The organism is Marinobacter caseinilyticus (assembly GCF_011074955.1).
In the GTDB taxonomy this organism is placed as follows: Bacteria; Pseudomonadota; Gammaproteobacteria; order Pseudomonadales; family Oleiphilaceae; genus Marinobacter; species Marinobacter caseinilyticus.
Genome location: NZ_WUQJ01000011.1, coordinates 146,020 through 164,960, shown reverse-complemented (window position 1 = coordinate 164,960; position 18,941 = coordinate 146,020). Strand labels below are relative to the sequence as shown.

Here is an 18,941-nt window from a genome sequence, read left to right as displayed (position 1 = left end):
CGAGTGATAATCTGTCGCCGGTAGAGTACGAGCGGCGTTACTTTCAGAGCCTGACCGGTGTCTAGAATACCGGGGGCGATTCAGAGATTCTGCATGAAGAAATCACGTTTTTCCGACAGGGCTTAAAGGGGTCGAGCTTAAAGGGGTCAGATTGATTTTATTTTGATCAGCTCGGCTCAAAGGGGTCAGATCGATTTAATTCTACCTGAACAACGCTCTCAGGCCGAGCTGATCAATTTTAATGCGATCTGACCCCTTTAGTACAAGAGAGCAAAAGGCAAGACCTGACCCCGTTATCATTGACACAGCTCGGGCAGGCGCCATCGTAGAACACGCGAAGCTGATCGCCTGGTGTCGTCATATCACTCTCCATAGCACTCGCCCTTTGTTGCATCACATTCACCTGAATACACGATAAAACAATGTCTGGTGTTAGGGTATTGTTCCAAAGACAGCGTCAAAGCAGTTTCAAAGAGCAATCAGGTGGCATTGGCAATGAGTGAAACAACCGAGAACAAAACAGCACCAGCGACGCCACCCACAAAGAAGGGCTTCAGTGGCTTGCATGTCTTTGGCATTGTCCTGCTCACCATCGTTGCCACCGTCGGCGTTGGTTACTGGTGGTTAAGCCACTATGTGTTTCCTGAAAACTTCGAACCCGTAACCCTGGATGCCAGTGAACAGGACTCACTTAACAACAAGCTGAATAGTCTGGGTATTGATACCCAGGGCGGCGAATCTGGCCGCCCATTGCAGCCGGAAGCCTACAGTGAGGAAGGCGCCAGCCGGGAGGTCCATTTTAGCGAGCGGGAACTCAACGGTTTGCTGGCCAACAACACCGATCTGGCCCAGAGACTCGCCGTCGACCTTTCAGACGATCTGTTGAGCGCCGTCCTTCTGGTGCCTCTTGAAGAGAACTTCCCTGTGCTCGGCGGCAGAACCCTGCGAGTGAATGCTGGCGTAGAACTCTCCTTTGCCAACGGTCGTCCCCTGGTTAAGTTAAGGGGCGTCAGCCTCATGGGCGTTCCCATTCCCAACGCCTGGCTGGGTAACCTCAAGAACGTGGACCTGGTCAACGAGTTCGGCGCCAACCCAGGATTCTGGCAATCTTTTGCAGCCGGTGTGGATTATATCCAGGTTGAGAACGGCCGACTGCTCGTCCGGCTGAAGGAATAGCGGGGAAATAAATCTGTCCCGGTTTATCCTCTGAAATACTTCGCGTAAACCCAAGTTGGAGCAACGAAATGGTTTATCAGTTCGAAGACCTCAAAAAAGCCTGCCCAGAAGAGTGGCGAGACTACATTCAACACAGCTTCGTTACTCAGTTAGGCGATGCCACGCTGGCTGCGGACGCATTTCAGCATTACCTCAAACAGGATTATCTGTTCCTGATACAGTTTGCCCGCGCCTTTGCACTGGCCGCCTACAAAAGCCCCACCCTGGCCGATTTGCGCCAGGCCAAGGATGGCATGCAGGCCATCCTGGATACCGAACTGGGCTTGCATATCGACTTCTGCAAAGACTGGGGTATCTCTGAGGACGAACTGGCCAACCTCCCGGAAGCTCGCGCCACACTGGCCTATACCCGATACGTTCTCGACACCGGCAACCGCGGCGACCTGCTAGACCTGCACGTCGCCCTATCACCCTGCATGGTCGGCTATGGTGAAATCGCCAACTGGCTGAACCACCGCAGCGAGACCCTTCGTGGCGAATCCAACCCCTACGATGCCTGGATCGCCATGTATGAAAGCGACGAATTCCAGGAGGCAATGCACGCAGAAATTCGCTGGCTGGATGACCGACTCGCCGAAGTATCCCCCGCCCGATTCGAACAACTCACCCGAATTTTCCGGGACGCCACGCGGCTGGAGATCGACTTCTGGGAAATGGGGCTTACACTGAGCGACTAGGCAGATGCCTGGAAACTATTCAAACCAGGCACAACCACCCTGGCCTGTCATGGCATCGGCTCCTCCTTCGATTCGCCCGCCCCCTCTGATAGGGTAGCCAGCCTTTAAAGATCGCCGACCGGGAATCCTGCATGCCCTCACCCAAGCAACACCGCTGGTTTCCGCTGCTTATTTTCCTGGGCGCAGCCTTCACCTTCAGTGTCACGATGATCGGCACCACCATGCCGACGCCGCTTTACCCGATCTACCAGGACAGTTTCGGGTTTTCCGACCTGATGATCACCATCATCTTTGCCGCCTATGCCTTTGGTGTGATCGCCGCACTGATACTGACTGGGCGCTGGTCTGATCAGATAGGCCGCCGGCCCTTACTATTTGCGGGCCTGGCTTGCTCCATCATCAGTGACCTGGTGTTCGTGCAGGCCGATGGCCTGGCGATGATCCTGACCGGCCGGGTGCTGTCGGGGCTGTCCGCAGGGATCTTTACCGGCACAGCCACGGTGGCAGTCATTGAACTGGCCCCGCCCCACTGGCGGGAGAAGGCCACTTTCTTTGCCACGGCGGCAAACATGGGCGGGCTGGGCCTGGGGCCGATGTTAGCTGGCGCTCTTTCCCAGTACCTGCCCTGGCCACTGCACCTGACCTTTCTGGTGCACATTGTCATGGCGGTGCTGGCCGTGTGCTGCATCTGGGCAGCGCCTGAGACCGTCTCGAAACCCGTTCGCCCAAAACTGTCTATCCAGCGACTGAACGTGCCAGCGGAAGTCCGCGGTGTATTTATTCCCGCCGCTATTGCAGGTTTCGCGGGCTTTGCCATGTGCGGCTTCTTCACATCCATCGCCCCGGCGATGATGGGCAAGGTGCTGGGCTACGACAATCGGTTGTTGATCGGCGTTGTGGCCGGCAGCATCTTCATCGCCTCAACCCTGGGTCAGTTCCTGCAGGGCACACTGCCGCTCAGGCTGCGCCTGCCTCTGGGCTGCGTTTCCCTGATGCTCGGTGTGATTCCGATAGCGCTAGGCATATACACCCAGTCCCTCGCGCTGTTCATCGCCGGTGCTGTGATTGCCGGTATCGGCCAGGGCATCTCATTCCGCGCCGGCATGGGTGCCATCGCTGCGGCCAGCCCTGCAGGGGAGAAGGCAGCGGTGACGTCCACGTTCTTTGTCGTGGCCTATATCGCTATCTCGGTGCCGGTGATCGGCCTGGGATTGATGGCGAGCATGACCAGCCTGATGACGACTGGGATCACTTTCGCCGCTGTGATGGGGTCACTGGCGGCGCTGGCTTTGGTACTGCTGATTCGGCGGGAACGGGCAGGGGGAAAATAGATCTGTCCCGGTTATTTGTGGAAATACCACCTCATCATCGCCTTCCTGCCAAGACGGGAATTTGCTCATGGCCTGCAGGAACACTGGATGTTCCAGCCAATCCCTCAGCCATTTCTGTAAATTCGGATAGGGCAGACTGTAAAACACCTCCCGATCGACATGGGCGAACTGGCGTACAAAGGGCATGATGCCAATATCAGCGATGCTGATGTTGCTCCCCAGGAGATACCGGTTCTTGGCTAATAGGCTTTCCAACGCCTGCAAAAACACCTCACCCTTTTGCTGGTAATCCAACTGGGAGAGTTCTGGATGGCGATCCGCGTATTTATAGCGATCCAGCCAGTGTTTGAATTCGTTATCGTTGCGGTCGATCAGGGCATTAGCGCTTACTAAATCAGTGTTCAACAAACCCTTCGGATCACTCTGCCGCAACGCCCATTCGACGATTTCCCTGCTTTCCTCAATAACGAGCCTCTCAGAACGATCACCTCCTGCCAGCTCCAGAACAGGAACCGTGCCTTTGGGACTGACCGCCAGCATCTGCGCCGGCTTGTTTTTTAACACGATTTCCCGCAGCTCCACGGTCAGTCCGGCAAACAAGATCCCGAGCCGAGCGCGCATAGCGTAAGGACAACGACGGAAAGAATATAAACGAGGCAGCGGAAAGGTAATGGCGTGGCTCCTGGCTGAATAAACGAAGCTGATAATGGGCAAAACCAAGCACAATCACCCTGGCCTGTGTTGGCATCAGCTTCTCCCTGCTTTTCAAACACAGAATCCTTTCTGCGCTGGACGCCGATCTTAACCGAAGCACGGTGATCGTGGAAACATTCGACGCCGACCCCTGCGATGCGCTCCAATAGCCCATTCACCAACAACCCGAGCCGAGCCCTATGGCAAAAATCAAAAAGCAGCCACCGTCACCGCAAACTCAGGAGGAAGCCTTCGCCATGGCAAAGGCGACTCAGCGGCCCCGGCAAAGCAAGGAGCAGACAAAAATGATCGCGCAGGGTATCGAGAAGGGCATTGATCAGTATAAAAAACAGCAAAAAGCCAAAGCCCGGGAAAAAGACAAACAGCGCAAAAAAGGACAACACCAAACAGCGACCGAAAGCGCGGAACAAAATCCTGCAAAATCCGAGATCCACTATCGAACCCCATGGCTACCTTGGGCGCTGCTACTGATCACCTGGACTGGAATCGGTCTCTATATACTGGGCTTGGGCCTGGGGGGCTAAACGAATCAATGGCGGCCAGGTTCATGCTGGCGTCTTCGCGGATGGCGGTGTGCAGGCGACCGCCGGTTTCAAAAAATAGATCTGTCCCGGTTTTATGTCCGAGCTACTTCTTCTGATCCATTTTTTCCTTTAAATCTGCGAAGGGATTATGGGTTGCCGGGGCTTGATTGCTTTCTTTTCTACTGCCATAACGCACGAGATTTTCAAATTTTGAGTGCTCCTCATCGTGGCAATAAAGACACAAGAGTTCCCAATTACTGCCGTCCGGCGGATTGTTATCGTGGTTATGGTCGACATGATGCACAGTTAACTCCGATAGATTCTTGCCAGCAAACTCCCGCGCACAGCGGCCACAAATATGGGGAAAGAGTTTCAGCGCCTGCTCTCGATAGCCCGAAGCTCGCTTCGCGTTGTATTTCAGCTGTTCAGCCCGAACTTGGTCGAAAGTGGTTTTTTTATTCATAGCGAAACCTGAGTCCTTATCGTTTCCTTACAGCCAAGTTAAAGCTGTGGCGCGCCGTGATCGCCAACGAGTGGCGTCACCACCAGCGACTGGTTAGGTCTAATTATCTTCTTTATTAAATTTTTTGTCTTTACGGGGAAATAGGTCTGTCCCGGTTTTCTTAACTTGTTAATCCCAGATCCGCTCCTGCGCCCAACCCCGGGGTCACCAACCCCGGGGTCAGGTCTCAACCCCGGGGTCAGGTCTTGCGTTTTGCCTCCCTAACAATCCGACTTACTCGGGAATAGTGGAGCCCAAAAAAATCACCTATTTCCTTCAAGCTGTAACCGCCACTCGCATACGCTAAATGGATCGCTCCATTTCGGGACGAAGCAGAATCCCAGTACCATTGCAGCGGCTTGGCCAAAGGGCGGCGCTGACTAGTAGGTATTTCGCAGAGATATTCTGCCCCATCAATTCGCCTCTGCATGTCGTCAACGAATTGATCGCTTCCAAGATAGACTTGGTTCTTGAGCTTCTCCCATGGAGACGGCTGGTTCTTGCCGTCAGCAACAAACTGTTCGTAGCTCTCTACTGACCTGGCCCGCCGATCATTAAAAGCAGACAAAATCCAATCAACATCAAGTGCCTTTATGCCCCTTTCATAACCCGCCGTTGCGCGGTAGCTGCTCCAAGGCCATTCCACAGCCGATCGAACCATCGCTGCACGAACAGGATTGAGCACGATGTAGCGGCACAGTTCCAATAGGTAGCTGTCCTTCTCAACCAAAATCGCCTTATAGCGCCCCTGGAAAACATGCCCTACCCGGCCGTGGTGCCTATTGAAAACCTGCGTATAGACGCCGTTTAGCAGGCGCATACCTTTCGACAGATTGCCTTCAGGCGTTTCAATCAACAGATGATAATGATTGCCCATCAGACAATAAGCATGGCAAACCCAGTTGAAGGTCTCGCATACCTCATCAAGGGTCGACAACCAGGCGCGCCGATCTTCGTCTGATTCATAGATCATCTCCCGTCGGTTTCCGCGAGACGTCACATGATACAACGCGCCGGCAAACTCCAGTCGCAACGGTCTGGCCATTCCTTGGCTCCTTCCGTGGTTTTACTTGGGGCGGGATAGACTGCGGGGATCAGATCGAAATGGCAAGGCGGGGCAAAACGCAAGACCTGACCCCGGCACCTGTGCTTGGATGCGGTCAGGTCTTTTGTTGTGTCTTGACCCCGGCTGCCAAATGGGTGTCCCGGTTTTTGCCGCATTATACTTACCATCGCTGATGGCGGCGGCGACTACATCGAGCGGGTCGGTGGGCGTAATGGATTCGCCTACTGATCAGTAGGCAAAGATGAGGTGCAGCGACTTGCCCCCCCAGAAGGTTGCTGTTGTGAATGATTATTGAGGTTGTGGCCGATCTGGTGAATAGATCTTAAAACCTCGCGAGAAGCTCGGCTTAAGGGGTGATGAGTTGTCGTTGCGATGGAGATCTGTCTGTTTAGTTCCGGGTTGACAATGTATGAGGCCGATAGACTTCCAAGAGAAAGTTCTTCCCATATGGCTTCAGGACTGAGAATGGTAAAGCAACCGTGGTGGCGTGCCAGTTCTTTGGGCGCTCCAAGGCAGTCCGCATCCATTACCACGTTAAGCTCTAAGCCTAGCCTCTGCGCGGCCTCGTCAACAAGCATGCGCAAGCCATTCGGAATTGCCGGCAAGACTAAAGGTACGTCTGACATCTCCATGAAGTCGACTTCAGGAGAAGTACAAATATCCGGGGGGCCGACTAACATTAGTCGGGAGTTGAGCAGTTCTTGACCGTTCGTATGCCTAGGCCGATACCGGGCAAGCAAACCTATATCTACGCGGCCTGCCGCAATCCATTCCTCTATCTGGTCACTGTAACCCTCAAAAATACATAGCCGAACGCGAGGAAAGTTCAGGCGGAGTTGTGCAAAGAGCTTTCCAGCCAATGGTTGTACCAGGGATGGAAGTATCCCCAGGGAAACCGTCCCTCCTGGTGAACGGCCCAGTTCGCGCAAATCGACAGAGAGCTCTTCGGCTTGGTTTAATAGCGCTCGTACCCGGGGTAGGGCCACCTCCCCGGTCTCTGTAAGTACCACGCCGCGACCAGTGCGAGACAATAAAGGTTCGCCAAAATACTTCTCCAGGCCAGCAATAGAACGGCTGACTGCAGGTTGAGTCGTGCCGAGCATAACAGCTGCCTTGGTAAGGCTTCCTGTTTCTGCCACAGCTATGAAGATCTCATATAGCTTTAGATCCATCTCACTCCCCATGCATTTTTCACATATCTGATATTAACACTCGTAGCTTACAAAAAGTCCACCGTAGGGCTACGTTACGAAGGTATAGATCTTCCATTCAGCTGATTGATATGGACAGCGTGACGGCGTCAATAGTAGCCCTTGGCACTGCACCGACCAGAACAAAATCTAATACAGCACCACATAGGGAAGTTGGTGCTTGCAACACGCCCATAATCAAAATAGAGAGGACGTATGGCACAGCTAATAGCGCTTGAATTTCACGATAGCACGGTGGTGGTGACTCTTAATCGCCCTGATGCACTTAACGCTGTTAACAGCCAGATGCGAGATGAGCTGATAACACAACTGGCATCCCTGAACGCTGACCCGGGCGTACGAGCCCTGGTTCTGACAGGGGCCGGCGAGCGTGCCTTTTCTGCGGGGCAAGATCTGGCAGAGGCTGCACGTTTCCAACCAGAAGACATCGAAAGCTGGATGCAGCACCAAGGAGCCTTACTGAGCGCAGTACGGGATCTGGACAAGCCCATTGTCGCGGCATTCAACGGGACTGCTGCCGGGATCGGCTTTCAGTTGGGATTGCTCTGTGATGTACGAGTCGGTTATCCAGAAATGAAACTCGGGCAGCCTGAAGTTCGTGTGGGCCTAGCCAGCATTCTTGGCTCTTACTTGATGAGCTTGCATGTAGGGCATTCGCACAACGTGAACCTCTCCTTGATGGGTAATTTGATCACGGGCTCCAGAGGCTACGAGATCGGCCTAATCAGTGATTTAGTGTCCCAAGAGCAGGTTCTACCGAAAGCCATGGATATTGCGGCTGAGTTCTGCCGACTTCCACCAAATGCGCTTCGGCTTACGAAAAAGCGCTTCCGTTCGCTGACACAGGCGAGCTTCGAGGAAGCTTGTCAAGCCGTAGCCGCTTATCATCTCGAAGACTATGCGAGTGGTGAGCCCCAGCAGATGATGGGGCGTTTCTTAGAAGAACGTGCAGCCCGGGGGCAAACAAAAGAAAAGGAGAGTAGCAAGGCATGATTAGGTCTGGCGAAGCCTATGTTCAAACGTCGAGATAGAGCTTGGCTTTGTCGAGGTGCGATTACGGCACAGAATCGGAAAGCGCGCCACTCCGGCGCATCAATACGGCCCGCTAGGGGCGTTGCAACAATAAGAGGACGGTTCAATGTACAACAATAAATACAGAAACAGAATCACAGCAGTAGCTGGAGCTCTTGTGTTATCTCTCTCATCCGCAGCTCTGTCTGCTGCGCCGCTAGTTGGGCAGTTTCTGACCGGGAGTACTGGGGGCGTTTACGATGTGCTTGGTGGGGGCTTAGCTAACACAATCAACCAGAACGCTGAAAAGGTTCGCCTCAACCCTAGCAATCCTCCTTCCGTATCTGTAACACCTGTTCAGATAAATAACGAAAAGGCCCTGTTCGGTATTGTCCAGTTGGACATGGTGGAGCGGGCGACTAAAGGGAAGGGAGAATACGATGAGCCTCAGTCTAACGTTCGGGTAGTCATGGGCTTGTACGACAACGTGATGTCGCAGATTGTACTGGAGGATTCGTCTCTAACTAATGTAAACGAAGCATCTGGTCTCAGTATCGGCGTGCCATCTGAATCAACGAAACTAGTGGTTGCAGCTGTGTATGAAATGGCTGGTGTGCCGGAGAGCGAAATAGAGTGGGTTTACCTCAGCTATTCTGAAATCGCCGCGGCTCTCCGAGATGGCCACATAGACATAGGGACCATCACGGGATACCCGAAGAACGGCACACTTGAGGGACTAGCCTCTACCGTTGGCGTGCGCTTCCTTGAGGTTGAGGAGGACGTGAAAAAGAAGTGGAACGCACAAACACCACTAAATGGCTTCAGAACTATTCCGGGCGGCACATACCCAGGGGTAGAGGAAGACGCAGCTTTCTACACCGTATTCGCGTCACTTATAGCTAACAAAAATACCCCCGAAGACGACGTATACAGGATTGTTAAAGCTATTTTCGAGAATCGAGACCAAGTCGCTGCGGTGCATCCAGCCGGTAAGCAGGTGACTCCAGAAAAAACCAGAGAGTATCTTGAGGCAGGGATACTCGACCCAGCAATCCTTCACCCAGGGGCTAAAAAGTATTTTAAAGAGGCCGGGTTCAAACTGGAGCCAAACCCCGGAGCAGAAAAATAGCAGTTTGCCAGCGTCGATTACGAGTCAGCCGTAATCGACGAACTGTAATTCCGCGGTATACCAAAAACAAATAAGAGGGTGAGCGCGTGTTGCACTTTCGGGGTCGAGAATTTTCACTGTTCGAAGCTACAGTTACGACCGTATGCGTAGCCTGGAGCTCATTTCAACTATACACCGCCGCTACTGGAGTCTTACCCGCATTACAACAACGCTCTGTCCACCTGATGTTTGCGCTGTTTTTAGTATTCCTGATATATCCTTTTAATCCAACCCGCGACGATCTGAAGCACCGTTTCAGTTTTGAGAAGGTCGGCTTGGCGCTGATTTCTATAATTCCAGTCGCTTATGTGGCCATAAACTATCATGATTTATGGACGCAAACCAACGCCGCAACGTCGTTCCAGACTGTGTTGGGTCTCACTCTTATCCTACTTATATTAGAAGCAGCAAGGAGGTCAATCGGATGGGCAATCCCGGGAATAGGCGTAGCCTTCCTAGGATATGCGTATTTCGGTGACTATTTCCCGTTCATTATCAGCCACCGCGGCTATTCTTTGGGCGAAATTGCGCTCTATCAAGCACTCAGTCTACAGGGCGTATTTGGGGTAGCGCTCGGAGTAGTAGCTACATTCATCTTCCTGTTCATTCTGTATGCAGCCCTCCTCAACGTTAGTGGGGCAGGGCAATTGTTCATCGTGATTGCGACCCGGTTATTTGGCGGGGTCAGAGGTGGACCAGCGAAAATTGGCATTGTAGCAAGTGCGCTTTTCGGCTCAATCTCTGGCAGTGCGGTTGCGAACGTGGCCGGAACTGGAAACTTTACTATTCCTCTCATGAAGAAGCTCGGCTATTCGGGACGATTTGCCGGGGCGGTGGAGGCTGTTGCCTCGAGCGGAGGTCAGTTCATGCCTCCTTTGATGGGCGCCTCTGCCTTTCTCATTGCTGAAGTATTAGCTGTTCCCTTCTGGGAGGTGGCTCTGGCAGCTACGGTACCAGCAGTACTCTACTATTTGGCTCTCTTCTTTATGGTAGACCTTGAGGCCGCAAAGAAAGGGATCAAAGGCGTTAGTAAAGATGAAATGCCTGCGGTGAGGCCTGCACTAGCCCAAAGCTGGCACCTTCTGGTGTCGCCAGTGGTCTTGGTTTACTTACTATTGTTCTTGCAGTGGTCCCCTATGAGTGCCGCCTTTTGGACGATTATCATCACGCTCATCGCGATGGTGATTAATCCTAAAAATCGTGTCTCTATCAGCCAAGTAATAGAGATTATGAGGCAAGGGGCTCTAGGTACGCTGGAAGTGACGGTAGCCTGTGCCAGCGTGGGAATGGTTGTCGGCGTCATTCTTCAGACGGGCCTGGGGTACCAGTTGTCCTCATTATTGATTGGAGCGTCGGGTGGTAGCCTATTAGCCTTGCTGTTTTTAACAATGTGCGCTTCTCTCATCTTGGGTATGGGGTTGCCTACCGTCGCGGCATACCTTGTACTGAGCGTGACAGTCGCGCCTGCCTTGATCGAGCTAGGAGTCAATGCATTAGCAGCTCATCTGTTTATTTTCTACTTCGGTATAATCTCAGCCATTACCCCCCCCGTCGCACTCGCATCCTTGGTAGCTGCAGGCATTGCCCAGGAGAAGATGTGGCCGACGAGCATAACTGCATTCCGACTCGGAATAGCTGCTTTCATTCTACCGTTTATGTTCGCCTACAACCCCGCGCTGATATTACAGGGGGGAATCACTGAAATTGTCCTCGGGATCGGAAGTGCCGTTTTGGGTATTTTTGCGCTGTCTGTTGGCCTTCAGAGATATTTCCTCGCACCCCTCGGTGTCTGGAGTTCTTGTGTTGCAGTAGTAGGGGCTCTGCTTTTAATTGTTCCAGAACAACGAACTGATCTCCTTGGGATGGGGATAATTGTCCTGCTGGGTATAATTCTCTGGGGCATTCGACACAAGAGCGGAAGTCGATCTGGAGAGCCAGGCGAGCATTGCATAATAAGAGAACCGCAGATGAAAACAGGAGAACAACGTGGGAACTGATGCACTAGATGGACTGCTTAGCCCTGAAAAGATTGCGATAATCGGAGCTTCAGACGATACGGGAAAGATTAGCGGAAGGCCGATCGAATACTTGAAGAGGTACGGATTTCAAGGCGAAATCTGTCCTGTCAACCCAAGGCGGGAAACTGTCCAGGGACTGCAGTGTTATCCATCTATTGCAGCGGTTCCCGGTACAGTAGACTTAGCTATCATCGCAATCCCGGGAAAATCAGTAATACACGCTCTCGAGGAATGTGCAGAGCAACACGTAAGATCTTGCATAATCTTCAGCTCGGGCTTTGCTGAATCTGGGGAGGAAGGGAAAGAGATACAGCGGCAGATTAGCGACATCGCTACTCAGTCTGGTATGCGCGTACTAGGACCAAACTGCCAGGGAGTCGTTAATCTTCAGCAGAAAAGCGTCGCATCCTTCTCCACCTGCTTTGCAGAAGCCGGGTTAAGGACCGGGTACTCTGCAATTATAAGCCAAAGTGGGGCCGTAGCTGCAATGGTTTACAACCTCCAGAAGGAGTGGGCCGGGGGCATCAAGTATTGGATAGCTACGGGCAACGAGGCGGACGTCTCGGTGTCCGAGTTATTGGATAAGGTCCTGGATGATACCGACGTGCGAGTTGTACAGGTTTATATGGAGGACGTAAAAAAACCCAGCGTTCTAATAAGCGCTGCACGCAAGGCCAGACACATGGCTAAGCCTATCCTGGCGTTGAAGTCGGGTAAAACACCAGAAGGGAAAAAAGCAGCAAGCTCACACACTGGGGCGTTAGCGGGAGAAGACGCGGTTGTAGATGCAGTGTTCCGCCAGTCCGGAATTGTCCGTGTACGGGACGTCCATGAGTTGGCGAACTTCCCCGTGCTCTTCTCTCAGCAAAAGAGAGCAGTTGGGCGGAACGTGGCCATACTGAGCAATTCGGGAGGGCTCGGGGTCATGATGGTAGATCAATGCAGGGAGCTGGGACTGGGGCTTGCAAAGTTATCCATGTCCACTATTGATGAGTTGACGAATATGCTGCCGGACTTTGCTTCTGCAGAGAACCCAATTGATCTAACTGCCCAGTTGCTCAATGATAAGGAATTGCTTTCGAATGCGCTTCCGGTCCTTACGCGGGACCCTGGCGTGGACATTATTCTCTTCGGGCTTGGCATTATGGGAAAAGGGTATGACATCCCCGCTATAATCCGAGACATCGCAGAAGCCAACAGAGTTAGCAGGCAGATCATGGCAGTCGCTTGGGTAGGAGGGCAATCCGGAGTGATCGAAGAGTTCAGTCGTGCTGACGTTCCAGTCTTCGAGAATGCAACCATGTGCGTGAACGCAGTTGCCAGCTTTGCGGATTTTTCCCTAGGGCTTGAGGTGGGAAGTAGCGAGGAGCAACCGCGTCTTGGGAAAACCGAAGGCGTCGTCGGCAGCTTGGAGGAGTACAGAGCCTGTTCAGTAGATGGCTTTCTGAGTGAGCATAAAAGTAAGGAGCTGTTAAAAAAATGGGGGCTCCCCGTCAGCTGTGAAGTCCTGGCCAGAACTGAAGCAGAGGCGGTAGGTGCAGCGAGTACCATTGGCTACCCCGTGGCAGTAAAAATCTGTTCTGCAGCTGTTCAGCATAAAACCGAATTAGGCGGACTGGTGCTTAACGTCCAGAATGAGCAGCAGTTGAGGTCTGTGACCACCGATCTGTTGGCAAAAGGAGCCGAGCATGTAGGAATGGACAAAGTAGAAGGTGTCCTGGTTCAGGAAATGCTCCAAGCAGGCTTCGAAGTTTCGCTTGGCATCAAAAGAGACCAAATATTTGGCCCAGTGCTTATGGTGGCTTCCGGGGGAATTTACATAGAGATCCTGAAGGACTTTCAGCTGCTTATTCCGCCTGTAGATGTGCCTACTGCAATGCACGCTATCAAGAACTTGGTCTCGTCACCAATTCTAGAGGGTGCAAGAGGCCGAGATGTATTAGACACTGAAGCCTTAGCTGAATTGATCAGCTCGCTTTCGCTGATGTTAGTACAGGAAGGATCGCAGGTAGAGGAGCTAGACATCAATCCAGTCTTTGTCATGAAGAAAGGAGAAGGGGTTCGAATTGTCGACGCATTAGTTCGTCTGAACCATTAGCAACAGTAACAGAATAGGAGCGGGACAGCTGACGCTGCCCGTTTCTGAATTGGAGCCCTGGGGATTACATAAATACAAAAACTCCGCGCCGGAAATTTCCGGCCGCAGAGTTTTCGAAAGATAGGACTGCTATGCTTGATGAGGCAGGATGTTAGCCAGGGGGCTATACCGTCAAATACTTTTTGATGAGTTCATCACTCAACTCCCCAATCCTTCCCTCAGCAACCCGCCTCCCCCGATCCATAATCGCAAACCGGTCCGCATACTTCCGCGCAAACGGCAGCTTCTGCTCCACCAGCAACACGGTCAGGCCGTCTTCTTCGATGAGCTTGCGGATGACTTCGCCGATCTGGGCGACGATGTTGGGCTGGATGCCCTCCCCCGGTTCATCCAGGATCAGCATGCGGGGTTCGATGACGAGGGCGCGGCCGATGGCGAGCTGTTGTTGCTGCCCGCCGGAGAGGTCACCGCCACGGCGGTTTTTCATTTCCTTGAGTACGGGAAAGAGTTCGTAGACTCGCTTGGGGATTTTCTTGCTACCGTCTTGGCGCACGGCCAGGCCGGTGCGGAGGTTTTCTTCCACGGTCAGCAGCGGAAATATCTGCCTTCCCTGGGGCACGTAGCCGATTCCGAGGCGTGAGCGGTCTTCGATTTTCTTCTTGGTGAGCTCCACATCGCCAGCGAATTCAATGCTGCCGCTCTTGGTGGTTTCCTCACCCATGATGCATTTCATCAGGGTGGTTTTGCCCACGCCGTTGCGGCCCATTACGCAGGTGCACTGGCCCTGGGGTACGTCCAGGTCCAGATCCCAGAGGGTGTGGCTTTCGCCGTAGAACTGGTTGAGCTTCTGGATCTTCAGCATTACGCCTCCTCCCCCAGGTAAACCTTGATCACTTCCGGGTCGTTGGAGACCTGGTCCATGGTGCCTTCGGCCAGCACGCTGCCCTGGTGTAGCACGGTCACCTTGCGGGCGATGGAGCGCACAAAGCCCATGTCGTGTTCCACCACCACCACGGACTGTTTACCGGCCAGGCTGGTGAGCAGTTCGGCGGTGCGCTCCATTTCCTGTTCGGTCATGCCGGCTACGGGGTCATCTACCGAATACCGCTCTATTGCGGACACAAGTCCAACCATTTGGCTCAGAAATCCACCATTACCGACACATCACTGCATGTTGTGTCGAGGAGTTAGGTAACGCTAATACAAACCCTAGTCTTGCCTATCTCGTTTGTGCTGAATCAATGCATAGATCGCAACAATACAGGCAGCCCCAATCGCAAACAGATATTCCATGTGCACTCCGTCGCCCAGGGCTTCGTGACCTGAATGGCCGGAAGCAACAGTAGCGGCCAGCAGCAAACTGGTGGCAGTGGCAATTTGTGTTTTAAATTTCATTTCTATATCTCCTGATCTTTAATTGGCTGTAAATTCGTATTTCAGGCGCTTTCCGCCACTTTCCCAGGCCGGCGCTCCGGCAACATCCCTCGCTCCAGAATAAAGCTGATAATGGTCTCCAGCCCTACCCCGTCGTACAGATTGGCGAACACAAACGGCCGCTCGCCGCGCATTTTTTGGGAGTCCCGCTCCATGATGTCGAGGGAGGCATGCACCTGCTCAGCAATATCGATCTTGTTGATGATCAGCAGGTCGGATTTGGTGATGCCGGGGCCGCCCTTGCGGGGGATCTTGTCGCCGGCGGACACGTCGATCACATACAGGGTGAGGTCCGACAGTTCCGGGCTGAAGGTGGCGGAGAGGTTGTCGCCGCCGGATTCCACCAGCACCAGTTCCAGGTTCGGGTGGCGGCTCTGCAGGTCGTCGATGGCCGCCAGGTTCATGGAGGCATCTTCGCGGATGGCGGTGTGCGGGCAGCCGCCGGTTTCCACGCCGAGGATGCGGTCCGCCGGCAGGGCGTCGTGTTTGAGCAGGAAGTCGGCGTCTTCCCGGGTGTAGATGTCGTTGGTGACCACGGCGATGTCGTAGTGGTCTTTCAGGGCCTTGCACAGCTGGCGCAGCAGGGCGGTTTTGCCGGAGCCGACCGGGCCGCCGACGCCTACTCTCAGGCAATGTTTCATGGCGTGTTCTCCTGTTTCTGTTCTTTGTTGGTTCAGCTTCTGAAAAGCCGTGAATACTGGGTTTCATGCAGGGCGCTGCCGAGCGCCAGGCCCGGTATTACGGGGCCAAGCTCGTGATCTTCTTTCTCCAAAGCATTATCCACGGCCATCACCAGTTGCGGGCGCAGCCGTTCGGTCAGGCGCTGGGCTGCGGTGTGGCCCAGGGGCATGGCCTTGCAGGCAACGGCGAGCTGGTTCTCCAGCCAGGCCCAGGCGAAGCCGAGCAGGGTTTGCCGTGCCGGTACGCGGCGCATGTGGGCGGCCCAGGCGAACAGGGTGACGTAGCCGGGGTCTTCCGGGAGCAGATCGTTCGCCGGTAACAGCTCCAGGCTGCCGAGCAGGCGCACCAGGGCGGCTCCGAGGCGGATGTCCTCGTCCGTCAGTTCGGCGGTTTCCCGGGTGGCGTGCAACCAGTCGTTCCACTCGGCCACCGCCTCGCCGTCTCCACTTTCCCAGGCTTGCTGCATTCGTTGAAGCAGTGGCAGTTCGCAGCGGGTGAGGCCGTCTTCCAGCACGCCTTCCAGCCAGTCACCCAGCTCGTCTTCGTTGTTCACCCAGCCCAGTTCAAAGGCGCTTTCCAGGCCCTGGGACCAGGCAAAGGCGCCGATGGGCAGCGCGGGGCTGACCAGTTGCAGTAATCCCAGCAGGGCGAGATCGCCCACCGGGGTCTGGTTGCTGTCAGTGGGAGTGGTCATGGCCGTGCCCGTGGCTATGGCTGTGACTGTGGGAATGGCCGTGAGACTTGCCCTCGCCTGCCTGGGCGTAGGCGCCCGGCTCCGGATCAAACGGTGCCCGGTGATGCTCCAGTGTGGCACCCAGGCGTTCGGCCAGTTCTTCCAGCACGTGGTCCGGCGGGAAGCGTACCCAACCGGTCTTACCAGTTTTGGCCTGGTCGTCACTGCCGGTGGCGCCAATTTGGAGCGCCACGTGGCGGTTGCCCAGGTGATAGCACAGCCGCGCCATGGCCAGGCCCGGCTCGATGTAAGCGGTGACTACCGGCTCATCAGCAGCGCGGATGCGGATGATCTCGCCACTCTCCGCCTGCAGGAAGGCGCCTTCGCGCAGCACCGGGCCGCGGTCGAGAAACAGGCCGACGTCGTAACCGGTGTCGGTTTTAGCGCGCAGGCGGCCGCGCATGCGCAGCTCGAAGGGCAGCGTAAGGTGGTCGTGGATTTCTGCGGTCTCGACCGGTCCGACCCTTTGGGTAAGTTCAAGCATGTCGGTCTCCTGGAACAGCCATGAGCTGTTTTTTTTTAAAAAAGGTGATAGCGCTGGGCCAGCGGCAGTTCGGTGGCCGGCTCACAGGTAAGCAGTTCGCCGTCGGCGTGCACTTCGTAGGTTTGCGGGTCTACGGTGATGTGCGGGCAGGCGTCGTTCAGCTTCATGTCGCTCTTACGCACGGTGCGCACGCCCTTGCAGGCGGACAGCGGGCTGTCCAGCCCCAGTTCCTTGCCAATGCCGGCGTCAATGGCGGCCTGGCTGACAAAGCTCAGGCGGGTGGCACTGGCGGCCTTGCCGAAGGCGCCGAACATCATGCGGTAATGCACCGGCTGGGGTGTCGGTATGGAGGCGTTCGGGTCGCCCATGGGCGCCGCGGCAATCATGCCGCCCTTGAGGATGGTGGCCGGCTTCACGCCGAAGAACGCCGGGCTCCACAGCACCAGGTCCGCCAGCTTGCCCACTTCCACGGAGCCCACTTCGTGCGCGATGCCGTGGGTGATGGCGGGGTTGATGGTGTACTTGGCAATGTAGCGTTTGGCGCGCAGGTTGTCGGCGCCCAGGGCTTCGTCTTCCGGCAGCAGGCCGCGCTGCTGTTTCATCTTGTGGGCGGTCTGCCAGGTGCGGCACACCACTTCCCCTACCCGGCCCATGGCCTGGGAATCAGAGGCGATCATGGAGATCACGCCCAGGTCGTGGAGGATGTCTTCGGCGGCGATGGTCTCGCGGCGGATGCGGGAGTCGGCGAAGGCGACGTCTTCCGGGATGTTCGGATCCAGGTGGTGGCACACCATCAGCATGTCGAGGTGTTCGTCGATGGTGTTCACGGTGTAGGGCCGCGTCGGGTTGGTGGAGGACGGCAGCACGTAGGGTTTGGAGCAGGCGGTGATGATGTCCGGTGCGTGGCCGCCGCCGGCGCCTTCGGTGTGGTAGGTGTGGATGCAGCGTTCCTTGAACGCCGCCAGGGTGTCTTCCACGAACCCGGATTCGTTCAGGGTGTCGGTGTGGATGGCCACCTGCACATCGTATTTGTCCGCCACGGTGAGGCAGTTGTCGATGGAGGCCGGGGTGGTGCCCCAGTCTTCGTGCAGTTTCAGGCCCATGGCGCCGGCCTGGATTTGCAGTTCCAGGGATTCCGGCAGGCTGGCGTTGCCTTTGCCGAGGAAGCCGATGTTCATGGGCAGGGAATCCACGGCCTGAAGCATTTTGCCGATGTGCCAGGGGCCCGGGGTGCAGGTGGTGGCGTTGGTGCCGGTGGCCGGGCCGGTGCCGCCACCGAGCATGGTGGTGACGCCGCTCATCAGGGCTTCTTCGATCTGCTGGGGGCAGATGAAATGGATGTGGGCGTCGATGCCGCCGGCGGTGAGGATTTTGCCTTCACCGGCGATGATTTCAGTGCCGGGGCCGATGACGATGGTGACGTCAGGCTGGGTGTCGGGGTTGCCGGCTTTGCCGATGGCGGCGATGCGGCCTTTCTGGATGCCGACGTCGGCTTTGACGATGCCCCACCAATCGAGGATCAGGGCGTTGGTGATGACGGTGTCCATCACGGAGTCATCGGCGCGCTGGCTCTGGCCCATGCCGTCGCGGATGACTTTGCCGCCGCCGAATTTTACTTCGTCGCCGTAGTGGGCGGTGTCGCTTTCCACTTCGATCCACAGGTCGGTGTCGCCGAGCCTTACCCGGTCGCCGGTGGTTGGGCCGTACATGTCGGCGTAGGCTTGCCTGGTGATTTTCATTTCTGGCCCTCCAGTTTGCCCATGACTTCCTGACGGAAACCGTAGATTTCCCTGCCGCCGGTAAACGGAATCAGCGTGACTTCGCGGCTTTGGCCGGGTTCGAAGCGGATGGCGGTGCCTGCGGCGACGTCCAATCGGTAGCCCCGGGCCTTGGCGCGGTCGAAATCGAGAGCGGGATTGGCTTCGGCGAAGTGGTAATGGGAGCCGATCTGGACCGGTCGGTCGCCGGTGTTGGCCACGTCGATCTGGATGCGTTCGCGGCCTTCGCAGAGTTCGATGTCGCCGTCTTTGAGTTGGTATTCGCCGGGTATCAT

Annotated in this window: 19 protein-coding genes and 1 pseudogene; 8 read left to right on the top strand and 12 right to left on the bottom strand. The window is 55.3% G+C overall.

Annotated features, from left to right (window positions below; genetic code table 11):
- Positions 1 to 495: 495 nt before the first annotated feature.
- From GRX64_RS04640 to GRX64_RS04630, 3 genes are all read left to right on the top strand, one after another.
- A complete protein-coding gene (locus tag GRX64_RS04640; protein ID WP_166264119.1) occupies positions 496 to 1,176 on the top strand; it encodes an arginine N-succinyltransferase in 681 nt (226 codons plus the stop codon).
- A 68-nt stretch (positions 1,177 to 1,244) separates the two neighbouring features.
- Entirely contained in the window at positions 1,245 to 1,913 is a 669-nt protein-coding gene (gene tenA, locus GRX64_RS04635; RefSeq protein WP_166264117.1) for a thiaminase II, read from the top strand.
- Positions 1,914 to 2,044: 131 nt separating this feature from the next.
- Positions 2,045 to 3,244, top strand: coding sequence for an MFS transporter (locus GRX64_RS04630; RefSeq protein ID WP_166264115.1), 1,200 nt, complete (start codon positions 2,045 to 2,047; stop codon positions 3,242 to 3,244).
- On the opposite strand, the gene GRX64_RS04625 is transcribed toward GRX64_RS04630, so the two are convergent.
- Positions 3,185 to 3,904 carry a glutathione S-transferase gene (locus tag GRX64_RS04625; protein WP_282433926.1) on the bottom strand — a complete coding sequence of 240 codons (720 nt, stop codon included), beginning with the start codon at positions 3,902 to 3,904 and terminating at the stop codon, positions 3,185 to 3,187. The genes GRX64_RS04630 and GRX64_RS04625 overlap by 60 nt on opposite strands.
- A gap of 233 nt (positions 3,905 to 4,137) precedes the next feature.
- On the opposite strand from GRX64_RS04625, the gene GRX64_RS04620 reads away from it, so the two are divergent.
- Complete coding sequence (locus GRX64_RS04620; RefSeq protein ID WP_166264113.1) at positions 4,138 to 4,482, top strand: DUF2956 domain-containing protein; 345 nt, start codon at positions 4,138 to 4,140, stop codon at positions 4,480 to 4,482.
- Between the two features lie 103 nt (positions 4,483 to 4,585).
- On the opposite strand, the gene GRX64_RS04610 is transcribed toward GRX64_RS04620, so the two are convergent.
- The 3 genes from GRX64_RS04610 to GRX64_RS04600 all read right to left on the bottom strand — a co-directional run bounded on the left by GRX64_RS04610 (position 4,586) and on the right by GRX64_RS04600 (position 7,222).
- Positions 4,586 to 4,945: a YajD family HNH nuclease gene (locus tag GRX64_RS04610; RefSeq protein WP_137435457.1), complete on the bottom strand. Its 360-nt coding sequence runs from the start codon at positions 4,943 to 4,945 to the stop codon at positions 4,586 to 4,588.
- A gap of 238 nt (positions 4,946 to 5,183) precedes the next feature.
- Positions 5,184 to 6,029: a transposase gene (locus GRX64_RS04605; protein WP_166264111.1), complete on the bottom strand. Its 846-nt coding sequence runs from the start codon at positions 6,027 to 6,029 to the stop codon at positions 5,184 to 5,186.
- A 242-nt stretch (positions 6,030 to 6,271) separates the two neighbouring features.
- A complete protein-coding gene (locus GRX64_RS04600) occupies positions 6,272 to 7,222 on the bottom strand; it encodes a LysR family transcriptional regulator (RefSeq protein ID WP_166264109.1) in 951 nt (316 codons plus the stop codon).
- Positions 7,223 to 7,456: 234 nt separating this feature from the next.
- Here GRX64_RS04600 and GRX64_RS04595 point away from each other — a divergent pair, with 234 nt between their 5' ends.
- The 4 genes from GRX64_RS04595 to GRX64_RS04580 all read left to right on the top strand — a co-directional run bounded on the left by GRX64_RS04595 (position 7,457) and on the right by GRX64_RS04580 (position 13,556).
- Positions 7,457 to 8,254: an enoyl-CoA hydratase/isomerase family protein gene (locus GRX64_RS04595; protein ID WP_166264107.1), complete on the top strand. Its 798-nt coding sequence runs from the start codon at positions 7,457 to 7,459 to the stop codon at positions 8,252 to 8,254.
- A gap of 145 nt (positions 8,255 to 8,399) precedes the next feature.
- Positions 8,400 to 9,401 (top strand): TAXI family TRAP transporter solute-binding subunit, encoded by a 1,002-nt coding sequence (locus GRX64_RS04590; RefSeq protein WP_166264105.1) that lies wholly within the window; start codon positions 8,400 to 8,402, stop codon positions 9,399 to 9,401.
- A gap of 86 nt (positions 9,402 to 9,487) precedes the next feature.
- Complete coding sequence (locus GRX64_RS04585; RefSeq protein ID WP_166264103.1) at positions 9,488 to 11,437, top strand: TRAP transporter permease; 1,950 nt, start codon at positions 9,488 to 9,490, stop codon at positions 11,435 to 11,437.
- Complete coding sequence (locus GRX64_RS04580; RefSeq protein ID WP_166264101.1) at positions 11,427 to 13,556, top strand: acetate--CoA ligase family protein; 2,130 nt, start codon at positions 11,427 to 11,429, stop codon at positions 13,554 to 13,556. The genes GRX64_RS04585 and GRX64_RS04580 overlap by 11 nt, the downstream gene beginning before the upstream one ends.
- Positions 13,557 to 13,719: 163 nt before the next feature.
- Here GRX64_RS04580 and urtE read toward each other — a convergent pair whose 3' ends face one another.
- The 8 genes and pseudogenes from urtE to GRX64_RS04540 form a co-directional block, all read right to left on the bottom strand.
- Complete coding sequence (urtE, locus tag GRX64_RS04575; protein ID WP_166264099.1) at positions 13,720 to 14,418, bottom strand: urea ABC transporter ATP-binding subunit UrtE; 699 nt, start codon at positions 14,416 to 14,418, stop codon at positions 13,720 to 13,722.
- Positions 14,418 to 14,654 (bottom strand): annotated as a pseudogene (locus tag GRX64_RS04570) (ABC transporter ATP-binding protein C-terminal domain-containing protein); the annotation flags it as partial. The pseudogene GRX64_RS04570 and the gene urtE, both read right to left, overlap by 1 nt.
- 111 nt (positions 14,655 to 14,765) lie before the next feature.
- On the bottom strand, positions 14,766 to 14,951 hold the full coding sequence (locus GRX64_RS04565; protein ID WP_166264097.1) for a hypothetical protein: 186 nt from the start codon (positions 14,949 to 14,951) through the stop codon (positions 14,766 to 14,768).
- A 41-nt stretch (positions 14,952 to 14,992) separates the two neighbouring features.
- Positions 14,993 to 15,631 carry an urease accessory protein UreG gene (ureG, locus tag GRX64_RS04560; RefSeq protein WP_166264095.1) on the bottom strand — a complete coding sequence of 213 codons (639 nt, stop codon included), beginning with the start codon at positions 15,629 to 15,631 and terminating at the stop codon, positions 14,993 to 14,995.
- A 32-nt stretch (positions 15,632 to 15,663) separates the two neighbouring features.
- Positions 15,664 to 16,365: an urease accessory protein UreF gene (locus tag GRX64_RS04555; protein WP_166264093.1), complete on the bottom strand. Its 702-nt coding sequence runs from the start codon at positions 16,363 to 16,365 to the stop codon at positions 15,664 to 15,666.
- Positions 16,349 to 16,888, bottom strand: a complete 540-nt coding sequence (ureE, locus tag GRX64_RS04550) for an urease accessory protein UreE (protein WP_166264091.1) — start codon at positions 16,886 to 16,888, stop codon at positions 16,349 to 16,351. The genes GRX64_RS04555 and ureE overlap by 17 nt, the downstream gene beginning before the upstream one ends.
- A gap of 35 nt (positions 16,889 to 16,923) precedes the next feature.
- A complete protein-coding gene (gene ureC / locus GRX64_RS04545) occupies positions 16,924 to 18,627 on the bottom strand; it encodes an urease subunit alpha (protein WP_166264089.1) in 1,704 nt (567 codons plus the stop codon).
- Positions 18,624 to 18,941 (bottom strand): urease subunit beta, encoded by a 318-nt coding sequence (locus GRX64_RS04540; RefSeq protein WP_166264087.1) that lies wholly within the window; start codon positions 18,939 to 18,941, stop codon positions 18,624 to 18,626. The genes ureC and GRX64_RS04540 overlap by 4 nt, the downstream gene beginning before the upstream one ends.